The organism is Kosakonia cowanii JCM 10956 = DSM 18146 (assembly GCF_001975225.1).
In the GTDB taxonomy this organism is placed as follows: domain Bacteria; phylum Pseudomonadota; class Gammaproteobacteria; order Enterobacterales; family Enterobacteriaceae; genus Kosakonia; species Kosakonia cowanii.
This window is the reverse complement of sequence record NZ_CP019445.1, coordinates 1266149-1280020: the sequence shown is the minus strand read 5'-3', so window position 1 is coordinate 1280020 and position 13872 is coordinate 1266149. Positions and strand designations below refer to the sequence as shown.

General features: G+C 60.0%; 9 protein-coding genes. All 9 read right to left on the bottom strand.

The features are described from left to right. Positions 1 to 104 precede the first annotated feature (104 nt). A complete protein-coding gene (locus BWI95_RS05975; protein ID WP_076769165.1) occupies positions 105 to 1385 on the bottom strand; it encodes a VWA domain-containing protein in 1281 nt (426 codons plus the stop codon). A 189-nt stretch (positions 1386 to 1574) separates the two neighbouring features. Further along, a complete protein-coding gene (locus BWI95_RS05970) occupies positions 1575 to 2360 on the bottom strand; it encodes a phosphotransferase (RefSeq protein ID WP_054803567.1) in 786 nt (261 codons plus the stop codon). A gap of 60 nt (positions 2361 to 2420) precedes the next feature. Next, positions 2421 to 4613, bottom strand: a complete 2193-nt coding sequence (locus BWI95_RS05965; protein ID WP_076769164.1) for a glycoside hydrolase family 2 protein — start codon at positions 4611 to 4613, stop codon at positions 2421 to 2423. Then, a complete protein-coding gene (locus tag BWI95_RS05960) occupies positions 4603 to 7272 on the bottom strand; it encodes a hybrid sensor histidine kinase/response regulator (RefSeq protein ID WP_415859154.1) in 2670 nt (889 codons plus the stop codon). Before BWI95_RS05960 ends, BWI95_RS05965 begins: the two co-directional genes overlap by 11 nt. Continuing rightward, a complete protein-coding gene (locus BWI95_RS05955; RefSeq protein ID WP_023480827.1) occupies positions 7266 to 7703 on the bottom strand; it encodes a globin family protein in 438 nt (145 codons plus the stop codon). The genes BWI95_RS05960 and BWI95_RS05955 overlap by 7 nt, the downstream gene beginning before the upstream one ends. Then, positions 7700 to 9091 carry a DUF3131 domain-containing protein gene (locus tag BWI95_RS05950; RefSeq protein WP_054803564.1) on the bottom strand — a complete coding sequence of 464 codons (1392 nt, stop codon included), beginning with the start codon at positions 9089 to 9091 and terminating at the stop codon, positions 7700 to 7702. Before BWI95_RS05950 ends, BWI95_RS05955 begins: the two co-directional genes overlap by 4 nt. Next, a complete protein-coding gene (locus BWI95_RS05945; protein ID WP_042718269.1) occupies positions 9076 to 10620 on the bottom strand; it encodes a DUF3131 domain-containing protein in 1545 nt (514 codons plus the stop codon). The genes BWI95_RS05950 and BWI95_RS05945 overlap by 16 nt, the downstream gene beginning before the upstream one ends. Beyond that, positions 10617 to 11948, bottom strand: a complete 1332-nt coding sequence (locus BWI95_RS05940) for a DUF3131 domain-containing protein (RefSeq protein ID WP_076769163.1) — start codon at positions 11946 to 11948, stop codon at positions 10617 to 10619. The genes BWI95_RS05945 and BWI95_RS05940 overlap by 4 nt, the downstream gene beginning before the upstream one ends. After that, positions 11945 to 13759 carry a glycosyltransferase family 2 protein gene (locus BWI95_RS05935; RefSeq protein ID WP_076769162.1) on the bottom strand — a complete coding sequence of 605 codons (1815 nt, stop codon included), beginning with the start codon at positions 13757 to 13759 and terminating at the stop codon, positions 11945 to 11947. Before BWI95_RS05935 ends, BWI95_RS05940 begins: the two co-directional genes overlap by 4 nt. Positions 13760 to 13872 lie beyond the last annotated feature (113 nt).

Genomic DNA, 13872 nt, shown 5'->3' with positions numbered 1-13872 from the left:
TATCGGCGTTAAGCGCATTTTATTTAGCACTAAGGGAAATTTTACGCGGCAATGTATTACGCGAAAAAAATACCGGCGTGCCTAATAGTTTCTCTCTGTGAATATTATTCGCAGCCCTCAGGAATATATTCTTGCATCGCCTTTTTCATGATCTGCTTAAATTCCCGGGTATTGTTGACGGCAAAAACTTTGCCGCCGGTGCTGCTGGCAATACAATTTCCTGCACCGGTGCTCATAATATCGACGACATTCACCTGCAGGCGCGGTTTACTCTTTTTCAGCTCGCGGGCAACCTGGCAGGGATCGCCGCCGCAGGTTTCATCTCCGTCGGAAACCAGCAAAATAATCGCATCGCGGTTAACCCCATCCACTTTTTTGCCCGCCAGTGCTAAGGCTTCGGCGAGAGGCGTTTTACCGACCGGTTGAATACCTTCAATGCGCTTTTTCAGCGCCGATCGCTGGGCAAACGGGAAGCTGGGCGACAGGGAGACCTGACGGCAGTTTTCCGCCGCCACCAGGCTGATGTTCATATCGCGCGGGATAGTGTCAATAATGCCTTTGGCCGCGTTACGCGCCAGCGAGATACGGCGCGGTTCACGTTCGATATTCTCGACATATTTCCCCTGGTTCCAGCTGATCAACTCATCCTGCGTGGCATCCATGGTGATAGCCATCGAACCGGAGGCGTCCATAATCACAACCATTTCAGGGGCTTGCTGTTGGGTTCGCTGCGCCGGGCAGACCGCTTTGGTGGGTTTTACCGGCGCGTGCGGGGCGGGTGTCGTTTCAGGTTTCACCGGCTCGCCGGGCGTTACAGCTGGTGGCGCGGGCGTGACGGGTGCTGCTGTTTCGTGCAGTGGCGAACAGCGTGACAGCAGCAACAGAATCAGGGCGATAAGCAGAGCCAGAAGTAAAAGCCACGGCCACCAGCGACGCCTTGAGACGGCAGCGGCAGTGGTGGCGGCGGCAGCGGCGCGGGGCGCGCCCTCCGCAGGTGGGACGATGACCGGATGGCCGTCGATCACCCACACCTGCTCAGGTGCAGGAGAGTGGGTGGCCGCCTGTAGCAGGCGCAGCATTGTTTCTGGCTCGCTCCCGTTTTGCGCCAGCTTCTGATGCAGTGCCCGAACGCTGTCGAGACGCTGTTCCAGCACGGTGCGGGCGCGGCTCTGCTCGGTTTCACTCAGATCGAGTAAGCGGCGCGGCTGACCATTAATATCGCTATACCACTCAACGGCACCATCATCGGCGATAACCGGGCGGGCATATAAATTTTGGATAGAGGCGGGTAAATAGGTTTCGAGGAGCGTACGAAAAGGCGAAAATGACGCGGCATAATCGGTTAATTCAACTGAAGGTTTAACGATCCTTGTTATTCTTATCATTTATATCATTACGCTATCAGTTATTCATACGTGACTATCCCATTTGACTGAAAGGGTAATGAGTATAATCTTAAATACAACCTACCAGAAATAAGGAGTAAACAATTGCGTCGGGAGAAACGTATGATATTTTGCCGCTATTAGGCTTTTATTATCCGAATAACCCCGCCGGCAGTCTCAATTATTGGCTCACTTCATTTTTTCCACTTCCCTCAGCCAGTCGGGCAAATAGCTGCGATACCAGTGCTGAAAACGCGGAAAATCCGCTTTCTGTCGCTTGTGAAGGAGCGTAATCACTTCGCTGACAATCCACGCTTTCGCTAAGGCAATATCGCGAGCGAGATCGTTTTCCGACCGCGGATTAAATCGGCAGTAGCGCGCCGCGAGGTGTCGATACTCCTCAGGCGTGCCCATGCCTTTAATCAGCGGGGCTAAATCAATGGCCGGGTGACCGGTGCTGAACCGCTCCCAGTCAAACAGCACAAACTCGCCGTTCTCGCGCTGCCCCCAGTTGCCAGCATTACTGTCGCCAGAAATCAGGCCCGCTTCGGCAAAAAGCCTGTCGCTCTCGCGCTGGCAGCGGCGCAGCACGCTGGCGGCCTCTTCCGGCAAGGCGAGCAGTTGCAGGCTCAGCGCCAGCTGCGCGTCGGGCCAGCGATGGGGGTGATAGTTCCAGTTCTTATCCGGCGCAAAGCGGTGTAACCGTGCCAGCATCGACACGATAGCGTCGTTCGCGACATTTTGCTGGCTAACAGGGTAGGGAATCGCTTCAAGGGTGAGGGCGCGCGTGCTGGCATCGGCTGCCAGCAAGGCTGGGGTAAGGATTTCCGCGCGGTTTAGCTCGGGCGCAACCTGGTGGTAGAAGGCGTACTCAACCTTGCTGACCGGCGCTTTCTCAATCACGGCTATTCCGGTGGCGTTAACCCGCTTCACCACCCGCGCGGCGCCCATTTGCGCCAGATTCTCTGTTGTCATCGATGCTCCAGGGTAAGGACATTGCGATAACCAGCAGAGTAAAGGTTATGGCCGCACCTGTCACGGTGCGGCGGTCACTGCTTCCACGCGTGCGTTTTTACCGACCACTTTGCCCTGCTGGTCTTCAATCCAGTAGGCGATCCTGGCTTCGCCGGGCGCGGTGGGGGTTACCGAAACCTCTTTCACCATCTGGCCGGAATCCGCTTCGAGGGTCAGCGGCAGCTCACCGTTCTCCAGACTGTTGTCGTTTTGCGTGATGCGCCACTTCAGCGTGCACTTTTCGCAGGCCGACCAGCTATCGTTAATTGCCCACAGCCGCAAGATATTCGCTTTATTGGTCTGCCAGTTTGCCGTGACCGGCTCGATAGAGGGCAGCAGCGGTTGATAGGCAGTTTTCAGCGCGTAGTAGCCCGCTTTCGGCTGACGCAGATAGTCAACGACGCCCCAGTTGATCGACGGCCAGGTCTCGACAAACATAAAGTGGAACAGGGCGGTAACCGGTTGATAACGCTGGCGGCGATAGCTCTCTGCCGCCATTGCCACCAGCTGCGCCTGGTAGCGCTGGGTATTATCGATGGTTTGCTGAATATTCTCGCCGCGCGGCACGTTGGCAAAGCCAAAGGTCTGGAACGGCTGGAAGTTGTGATACTTCCAGCGATCCCAGCCGGGATCTTTCGCATCGGTACTCTTCGGCCACATCTCGCTGGCGGGAATAATGGTTTTGAGGGTCGAGAGGCGCGGCAGCGCCTGAGCGCCAAACTCGGTAATGATGCCGGTTTTCGCCGGAGCCAGCACATCGCGCATGGTGCCGAAATACCACCCCTGCCAGTAGTGCTCCTCCACGGCGGAGAAGCGGTGCACGATGCGCGAGGTGTCCTCGGCCAGCGCGTCCGCCACTTTCTGCGTCAGCTCGCGGTTAAGATCTTTATTCCAGTCTTTAAAGCGCTTCTCCATCCACGGCGAGTTCCACGGCGGCTCGTTGTGCCCACCCCAGGCCACAATCGCTGGTGAGTTGCCGAACTGTGCCACCATCTCCCGCGTCTGGCGCGCGGCGTTATCGGCAAATTCGCTACTGTTGTTATAGCCCCACTGCAACGGCACATCCTGCCAGATCATCAGCCCCATCTCATCGGCGACGTCATACAGCGCGCGCCCGGCGACATGACCATGCACGCGTATCGCATTGGCGTTCATCCCCGTTACCAGTTCGAAATCCTGGCGATACTTGGCGCGCGTCATGGTGCCGAGCCACGGCGAGCCGATATAGTTGCTGCCCTTCACAAACAGGCGCTTATCGTTGATGCGCCAGCCTTTGTTATCCGGCGCTTCCTCCATTTTGCGCAGGCCAGTGCGCGTGACGGCGGTATCCATCACCCCTTGCCGATCGATGAGCGAGGCGCGAACGCGGTAGAGGTTGGGTTTACCGTGACCCACCGGCCACCAGAGCCTGGCGGCTTCCATCGGCAGCGTCACCGTCAGCACCTTGCTGTCGCCTGTCTCAAGTGTGACGGGAAATTCCTGGCGGTAGTCACGACCATAAAAATTATCCGGCTTCGCCGCCAGGCGCAGCGTCACCGGCCCGGCCTGTTTCGCCCGGTAGCGGATCTCGGCGCGCAGCATTGGCTTCGCCAGCCCCTGTTGCCACTGCGGGCGCAGGATGACTTCATCAATTGCCGCGCCGCGGCTAAGGTGCAGCCGGACCGGTGCCCAGATGCCGCCGGAGTTGGCATCCTGCCCCTGCGCCGACCAGGCACCGCCAGGGCGAGTGTCATGCTGGTTCAGCACCCCTTTGACCATGGTTTTATGCAGCGGCCAGATAGTTTTTGGATCTTCAAACGGGCTATCGACGCGCACCGTCAGCTGGTTATGGCGGCGTAGCGCCTGGCTGACATCCACCGGGAAGCGCTGATAGTAGCCCTCATGGTGCGCCAGCCGCTGGCCGTTCAGCGTCACGTCGGCAAGGTAGTCGACGCCGTCAAACACCAGCGTTGCCAGCGTATCGGCAGACTGCTCTGGCAGGGTAAAGCTGTGCCGGTACCAGAGCGCGCCCTGGTGATCCAGCCCGTCGCTGTACCAGTTGGCGGGCACACGCAGGGTGCGCCAGTCGGCGCTGGAGGCGCTGACGCCATCGAAAGCGGGATCGTTAGCATCGTGCACGCGCCACTCTCCGGCAAGGGACCAGGTGACGGGCAGCGCGGTGGCAAAAGCCTGGGTTGAGAGTAAGAACGACAGCAGCAGCGCGTTACGCATCATGGTTTGCCTCCCGGCGTTGCAGCCACGCTTCAACGCGCACAAACTCCTCGCGAAGTGTCGTGTGCAGGTTATCCAGCGCCTGGTGATCGAGGCTGATGGCCTGACTCTCAAGCTGTTGCAGCAGCTGGCTCAGACGGGTGAAATCGAGGGCGATCGCCTCGCCGCGCAGTTTATGCGCCGCGCGCCGCAGGCCGTCGCGATCGTTGGTGTGAATGGCATCGGCAATCCTGGCCTGCATTGTCCCGACGCTTTCGCTAAACAGGGCCAGCAGCTCGTTAACCAGTTCAGCATCGTCGGCACACTGCGTCAGCAGGGCGCTCTGCGTGGGCAACCCTTCATCGTCACGTTGCGTGATGCGGGTCAGCTCATCGTGCAGCGCCTGCTGGCTTACTGGCTTTGCGATATAGCCATCAAACCCCATTGCCAGGCAGCGCTCTTTATCGCCCTGCATGGCGTGCGCGGTCATGGCGATCACCGGCTGGTGGCTGAGCGCATGCATACTTTCCTCTTCCCGCAGCAGGCGGATCGCCGTTTCGCCATCCATGCCGGGCATTTGCAGATCCATCAGGATCAGATCCCAGCCCCCTTCATGCCAGCGATCGAGCGCCGCACGCCCGTCATCAACCACCTCGGCATGATGGCCGAGACGCTCCAGCAGACGCAGCGCCAGTTTCTGGTTCACCAGATTATCTTCCGCCAGCAGAATACGCAGCGCGCTGGCTGCCACTTGCGGCGCGACAGGCTGTTCGACGGCAACCGGATCCGGCAGGCGACCCGGTGCCAGCACGCTGGCGATCGCCTGGTTTAGCTCGCTTTGCGCCACCGGTTTATGCAGGTAGTGGGCGATGCCGATGCGTTTAAGCATGCGCGCATCGAAGTGGCGGTTCATCGAGCTGAGCATAATGATGCGGCTCTGGCTCGCCTGCGGCAGCACCGAAAGCTCCAGCGCCAGCGAGATGCCATCCATCTCCGGCATCTGCGCATCAAGCAGGATCAGCGGAAAGGGTTCGCTCTCTGCCGTCAGGCGCAGTGCCTGGTGGGCGTTATCGACGCAGTGCGGCACCAGCCCCATCTGCGTCAGCATCGTCTCCAGCAGGCGCAGGTTGGTGCTGTTATCATCCACCACCAGCACCCGCTCGCCGCTAAAACGCGTCATCTGCATTGCCGCCAGCGCGGCAGGCTGGCTTACCAGCGTTAAGCCGAACGCGAACTCGCTGCCCACGCCCGGTTCACTGGTCACAGCCAGCTCGCCGCCCATCATCTTCACCAGCCGAGCGGAGATGGTCAGCCCCAGCCCGGTGCCGCCATAGCGGCGGGTGGTGGAGCTGTCTGCCTGGCTGAAGGCTTCGAAGATCGCCTGCTGCTTTTCGGCGGGAATGCCGATGCCGCTGTCGCGCACCGCAAACCGCCAGCTACCAGACTCCTCGCCCGGCGAGATGGCGAGCACCACTTCCCCCTGATGGGTAAATTTCAGCGCGTTGCCGAGCAGATTGGTGAGGATCTGCCGCAGTCGGGGGCCATCGATGGAGACGACCTCCGGCACGGCGGGATCGATATCGACCAGCAGTTCAATGCCTTTTTCGCTGGCGGCGGGCATATGCGGGCGGATCAACGCCTGGATAAAGGGGCGGATCTCCAGCGGCTCCTCATCGAGAATAATTTTGCCCGCCTCGATTTTCGAAAAGTCGAGAATGTCATTGATGATATGCAGCAGCGACTGCGCCGAACTCATCACCAGCGAGAGGTACTCCCGCTGCTCGCTGCTGAGCTGCGTGTCGAGACAGAGTTGCGTCATGCCGAGGATACCGTTCATCGGCGTGCGAATTTCATGGCTCATATTCGCCAGAAAGGCGCTCTTCGCCTCGTTGGCATCGCGTGCCACCTTCGCCGCTTCAATGGCCAGCAGCTCCGCCTCTTTACGGCGGGTGATATCCTGCAACGTACCGATCACCCGCTCCGCATCGCCCTGCATGGTCAGCGTTACCACCTGGCCGGAGAGCAGCATCCAGCGCCACTCCTCGCTCTGATGGCGAACGCGGATTTCACACTCAAACACCGGAACGTGGTGGCGGGTTGAGCCCTGCATCGCCTGGCGCAGGCGGGCGCGATCCTCTTCATGTACCAGACTGAGCAGAAAGCGCGCCGGATGGTGCCACTGGCTGCGCGGAAGGCCGATCATCGTCAGCAGCGTGTCGTTGACCTGCAAATTGTCGGCCGAGATCTGCCAGTCCCAGATACCAATATGAATAGAGTCGGCGGTGAGCAGGAAATCATCGTGCAACTGCTGGCGCGAGCGCTGGGCTTCATCCAGCTGCGTGATGTCGCTGTGCAGGCTGACGATGCTGCCATCCGCCAGGCGCTGGTGCTGAACAAACAGGCGGCGCTGCCCGGCCTGGCGCACTTCGCGGTGGCTATCCTGGCGGCAGTTGCGAATGATCGCCTCGCGCAGCGTCTGGCGGCGGCTCGGGTCGGTGTTATAGGCCGCGTCGATAAACTTCTCTGCCAGGCTTTGCAGCGTCGCGCCCGGCTTTAGCCCGCCGGCAAGCGTCGGGTAAAACGCCTCTACCTGGCCATTCCACGCCAGCAGCTGCTCGTGGCGATCGTAGATCAGCACCGCCGCGGGCAGGGCGTTGAGGTCAAAATGGCAGGCTGTCATGATGCCTCCCCGGCCTGGTAGTGCAGTTCTGCCTGGCGGCGCAGGTACTCCAGCCCCGGCGCAATCGCCATCGCCCACGCGGTCAGCGTCTCTTCATCGCACTGCGGGTCGCGCTGGCGCACGGTAATCAACATCGCTTCCCGCCAGAGGGCAAAAAAGCGCGGCGGCAAACGCAGGCCGTCGGTGCTCTGTTCGCGTGCCAGCCGCTCGAGGAAATCGGGCACAAACAGCGCGCCGTCGACCGCCAGCATGGCAAAGAAGCTCTTATAAACCAGCTGTTGCCCCTCTTCATTCTCAAGGCGGGCGAAGTGCTGCTCTGTCTCTGGCGACATATGCATAAAGGTGGTGTAGAAGGCGTTAAAGAAGGCGCGTTTCTCATCATCCGGGAAGACGCGGCTCAGACTCGCTTCAAAGAGATCGCGGTAGAATTTCATGGCGCGGCCCTCGGGGTGCGTTCACCCGGCAGGCAGAGGCCGGGTTTGTTAAATTCATCTGTCGTGCGGCGCACGAAATAGCTCTCATCGTCGATTAAACCGTCGCGAAAGAGCGGCCCGCCGTTGGCTTTGTAGAGCAGCGCCTCCAGCACCATCGCGTTGGTGGAGAGCGTCACCATTTTGTTGATATCGCCCGTCGCTTCAACGCGTCCCTCAAACCAGCCGCGTTCGGGGTCGTTCAGGTGTTCCGTCACTGCCATCAGGGCATTGGTGTAGGCGGTATCCCACAACACCCACAAGGCAAACACTGCTTTGGTCGTTACCTGCGACAGCCGCGGGTAATATTTGCCGTCATCGCCGAGGGTGTTCCACGCATAGCCATTTCCCCACACGCTGTCCTCCACGTGCCACGGTGCCTGCGCGAGGGTGAAGTCGGCGCGGGCGGTGAGGATCTTCTCTTTTTCCCAGCGCGTTTTCTGTGTCAGCCAGACGCCCTGCGCCCGATCGCGCAGCAGGGTTTGCACCTCGTCACTCAGCCCCGGCGGCTGCCAGCCAAACTCCAGCCCCGGCAACATTGCTGGCACCGTTGAGAGGATTGACGGCTGCCAGGTAGTGCGCGGATCGCGGGCATCCACCGGCAGGCTGCGCTGGTAGATGATGACGTTTTTTGACGGCGGCGTGAGCGCTTTCCCGGCCGGGAAACCCCACAGGCGGAAGGCGCTGGCGGCATATTCGCTCTCGCCGAGGCGCAGCTCTTCGCGCACCACCGGCTGGCCGTTTTGCAGCGAGGCGGACCACAGCTCGCCTTCGCCATCCATGACCGGGCAGAAATTCCAGCGCAGGATCACTTTGTCGAGATACTCGCGGTACTGCGGCGCGCGTTCGGCGGTCAGGCGCAGCGCCAGCATCAACCGCGCCATATCTTTCGCCGACCAGCCGCTCTTCACCGGCTTGCCGCTAAAGTCGACGATGGTCGCCGTCTGGCTGGAGTAGAGCCTGCCGGGCGTGCGGGTATCGGTAAGCATTAGCCGGTTGAGGGTGCCGAGCAGGCGGGTGAGGCGCGCGTCAAACTCCTTATCATCAACCAGATCGAGATCTTTTGCCGCCAGCAGGGCGATAAGCGTGTCGCCCATCTGCCACAGCGTAACGCGCGGCTGCTTGTCGCTGCCGTTGACCAGCCCGGTTTGCGGCTGGGTGTTATTGACGAAGTAACGCCAGGCGATGGCGGCCCACTCGCGCTCCTGCGGCGTCAGGCTGCTGACGCGCGCGGTGGTGTTCCACGCCCCTTTCGTCAGCCAGCGCCAGCCTGCGCCGCCCTCGCGAAATAGCGCAAAGGCGGCGAGCAGCAGCAGAAGGATCGCCAGCCAGCGAACTACGGTTTTAGACATTGCGCAGTCACCGGCGGCAGCTTCACAGGCTCATCCGCATTACAGGAGGCGCACTGGCACGCCTGGCAGGCAGGTTTCGTGCGCTGGGTGGTGCCGGTCTGCTGACACCAGTTTTTCACCGACGGCGTGCTCTCAAGGAACGGTCGGTTACGGCGGGCGTTGTTCTCCTCAAACAGATCGACCAGCTTCTTCTCCCACAGCGACGGGGCGAAGTTGCGGTTTTTCGGGTTATCGGTGTTGAATTGCAGCAGCTTGCCCTCTTTTTTGAACAGCAGCGCCTCAAGCATGATGCCGTTGTTGTTGGCGGTGAACTCTTTGATCGGGCCGTCGCCATTCTCATACAGCCCTTCGTAGTAACCCTTGCCCTCTTCGTTGGCGTTCTCGATGGCGCTCATCAGGCGATCGGTGTAGGGGGAATCCCACAGCACCCACATGCCGAGCGCCGCTTTCAGGGAGACGGCGGCGGCGCTGGGCATAAACTGCCCTTTATCGGTGATGGTGTTCCAGTCATAGCCATCGGTGTAGACCGTGTCATAGACGAAGTAGGGGGCTTTATCGAGCTGGTGCTCGGAGCGTGCGGTGAGCACGCCGGTAATGGTGTAGCGGTTCTCCTGCGCCTGGTAGACGCGGTCGGCGAAGTTTTTCATCCACGGATGGGAGTAGTTGCGCGGGCTGTTGTTGCGATCGTTCGGGTTATCAAAGCCGAACTCAAGACCGTAAAGCAGATAGGATTCAGTCACCACATAGTTGTGCTGCGAGGTGGCGCGCGGATCGCGCGTGTCGTAGGGCACCAGCACGCAGTAAATTTCCGCCAGCTCATAGGGCTGCGGTCGGCTCGCCTGGCAGGTGTTGAAGCCCCACAGCTGGAAACCGGCGGCACCATACTCCTCATACCCGAGGCGCCCCTCCTGCACATACTTCGGCTGACCATTTTCGAGGTAAGCACCGTAGAGCGTGCCGCACGGGTCAACAGCATGGCTAAAATCCCAGCCCAGCACGATGTTATCGATACTGTTGCCATACTCCGGGTAGCGCTCTTTGATCACCTTCAGCCAGATCAACATGCGCCCGATATCAAGCGCCGAGAAGCCAATCTCGCCCGGTTTGTTGGTGTAGTTCACCTTCTGTGCGGTGAGGGTGTTATAGGCTTTGTTGGGCAGCTCATTGCGAAACAGATCCAGCTTGTTGATGGTGGCGAGGATCTTCAGCATCCGCCGATCAAACTCCGCTTTATCGATAATCCCCAGTTCGCGTGCCGCCGTCAGCGCAGCAAGGTAGGAGCCGCTGTCCCACATGGTGGTGGAGGGGTATTTGTTTACCGCGTTAACCAGCCCGGTGGTGGGCTGGTAGTTGGCGACAAAGTATTGCCAGGCGTTTCTCGCCATCGTCATCTCTTGCGCCGTCAGCTTGCCGCTGCGCGGCGCATAGTCCGATGCCGGAAGATCGCCAGCGCGCGCCTGGCTCAGCGTCATCCAGAGCGCCATAAACCCGGCCAACAGGGGAAAAAAGAGTAGTGCTTTCAGCTTCATGGCGTAGCTCCTGCTGACGAAGGGGAACGGGGCGCGGGGTTAAAACAGGCCAGGCACAGCATCTGGCCGTGGGCGATATAGGCCAGGCTCTCCAGCACGATGGCATTGGTGTCGGCATCAATCACGCTGTTCACGCTGTTGTTGAGGTTATGCCCGCGCTGCCACCCTTTGCCCGGCACTTGCAGCACCTGCGCTTGCTGGCGCAGGGCCTCGCTCCAGCTGTTGCGAAACAGGGCATACCAGGCGAAGGCCGAGCGGGTCGAGGTGATCGCCGTCAGCTCAGGCGGCGCATCGCGCAGCGCCTCATTGTCGATAGGCTGGCGGTTGGGCAGGTCATTGATAAAGTCCGGCGCGGGTTCGGCATAGTCGGTACTGATGGGCGGTTTACGCACCCGCAGGCTGTGGCGGCGCTGCTGGATCTGCATGATGCGAAAGGCAATTTCGGCGCTCTGCGCATCAAAGCCCAGCTCAAGGCCAGTTAACAGATAGGGGAGGCTAATGAGCGAAGGCTGGCGTCCCCACGGTGTGCGCAGCCCCTCATCGGGCACCATAATGCCGTCGATATCGATCATCTGCTGCCCCTCAGGCGGGTTGGTCACTGCCAGCCCGGCGGCGCTGTCGATCAGCCGCAGCGTATGGCTGGCATAAAGTCGATAGCCAAAGCTGTTGCGCGGCTCATCGGTGGCCAGCGCCCAGTGATGCAGCGGCGCGGCGGCCTGCGTTGCGCCGCTGGTGACGATAAGCGCGCCCACCTGCCAGCGGTTAAAGAGATCGCGCACCGCCTCCGCGTGCTGCGGCGAGCGCCAGAGCAGGGTTTGCAGCGCCACCAGCAGGCGGCCCATGCCGATGGCGGAGCTTTCCGGTTTGCCGAGAATTTTCAGCGTATCGGAGTGATAGTAGGCCGCTGGCACGCCCTGCGGCGTAAGTGGCAGCCCGCCGAGTGTTGCCAGCGCATTGCTGATGCGCGCATCGCTCTCTGCTTCGCTGAGGATGTGCAACTGTTGTGCGGCAATCACCGCCAGCAGATAGCTGCCCGCGCTCCATAAGCTGAACCACGCCTGCCCATCCTGGGCATTCGGCAGGCCGTTGGGTTGCGTATTGTTGACGTAATATTGCCAGGCCACGCGCGCCCAGATCGCCTCCTCAAAGGTGAGCGCACGCGAGGTGGGCAGCGGCGGGAAATCTTTACTGAGCGCCATGCCACCGCTGCTCTCAACGCGGGTCGGCATCTGTTTTTCCACCCACACCACGATGGCGAAGCCGAGCAGAAAACCGAGCAGGATAGTGATGTAACTGCGTGCAGAAAGCAGTGCGTCGCGCGTTCTCATGTTCGCGCCTCCTCTTCGTCCGGCGTCCAGATGGCGGCGAGGATCAGCGGCAACATCGCGGCAATGTTGACGGCACCCCAAAAGATATTGATGACATAGCCGGAAGGGTCATCCACCTGGCCGCGCGCCACCTGAATGCCGCCCCAAATCAGCCCGGTCAGGGTGAGCAGCACGATGGCGATTTGTGGTTTCACCAGGTAGAGAAAGCGCCCGGTCTGGCGCTCCTTCGGCGTAACGTGAAACTTGATCTGCTCGCCGCGTAGCACCGTATTTAGCGCCCGCAGATTCATCGAGAAGAACGACAGATAGGATGCGCGCCCATCCCAGGCGGAAATGCCCCATGTGCCAAACATAAATGCCAGCTCCGAGAGGATAAAAAAGGGCAGGAAGTGGAGATAAAAGGGCGTCGACCAGGCCGACACCGGCGGAATGCCGGTGAAGAGGTAGATAATCGGCGAAATCAGGAAAATGGCGTTCCAGACGCAGGCCATATAGGACCAGAAGGTGGTGGCGTACATCAGGGTTTGCGGCAGCGAGAGCTTAAAGCGGCGGCGGCTGAAGATATTGTCATGAAACAGAATATCGAGCGATCCGGCGGCATACTTAAAGCGCTGGATCATCCACGTCAGCATATCTTGCGGCGATAGCATTTTTGATTCGATACGCGGGTGCATCACCGAGCGCCAGTTTCGCGCCGCATCGCCATGCAGCAGGATCGAGGTGTAGATATCTTCCGAGACGTGAAATTTATAGGGCGTCAGTTCAGTATCGAAAGCGACGTGGGGGCGCATCGCCTCCTGGAGCGCCTCGCGGGTGGCGGGATCGCGGATATCGCGCGTATGGCGGTCAATCTCCTCTTCCACCGTCCAGACATAGCTGCGCAGCGCTGCTTGCATCACCGCTTCGCGCCGGTGCACCGATGCCGCGCCGCAGCAGAAGGCGGCGTTAGCCCAGTTACGGCGGCGCAGGATCACATCGTAAAACATGCGCGGATCGTTAAAAAAGGGATCGCGTCCCATCGTCACCGGGCCGACAATTTTCTGCGCCAGCCAGCCGAAGGCGTAGCCCACTTTGCCGGTTTTTCGCTCCAGCCAGCGCGAGAGGTTCTCCCCGGCGGGCAGGTCGTAAAACCATTGAGGCGTCTGCACCCACGCCACATCCGGGTTGCGGAAGTAGCCGAGGGTGTGGGCGAGCAGGGTCGGGAAGACGCGGGTGTCAGCATCGCAAATCACCAGAAAATCGCCGTCGGTCTGCTCAAGACCGTTGCGCAGGTTACCCGCTTTGTAGCCGATATTGGTCTGCCGGGTAATGTAATTGACCCCCTCTTCGTCGCAGACGGCTTTCATCTCCGGGCGTCGCCCGTCATCCAGCACATGCACGCGGTAATCGAGGGGAAAGGGGTACGCCATTTTCATCGCATCGCGGATGGAGAGCCTGACCAGCTCAACATCTTCGGAGTAGGTGGCGATAAAGAGATCCACTTTCACCGGGCGCGGTTCGACCGCTTCATCTGCGCCCAGGCAGTCATTGATCTCCTGTGGCGGCGGCGCTTGCGGCGGATCCTCCTCTTTCCACAGGTTGATGGTAAATAACACCGTACCAATCCACGCCAGCGTTTCCGCTAATACCAGCGGAATGGCGTACCACAGGGCATCCATATTCAGCGACGCCGTCCAGCGCCAGTAGATATAATTCGCACCCAGAATCAGCGCCGCAACCGCTAATATCTGCCAGGTAATCATCGCCCAGCGCGGCGTTTTCAGCGGCTCGGGCGGTTTGCGATCTTCAAATCGGGAAAAGTAGAAGCCCATAGCGGTTGTTATCTTTATTCCGTAATAATAAGAAATCAGATAATACCCAGGCGGACCTGTTTCGCGGCCTGGCGTAATAACTTCCCGGTAAAACAAAAAGTAATGTAAGTGTA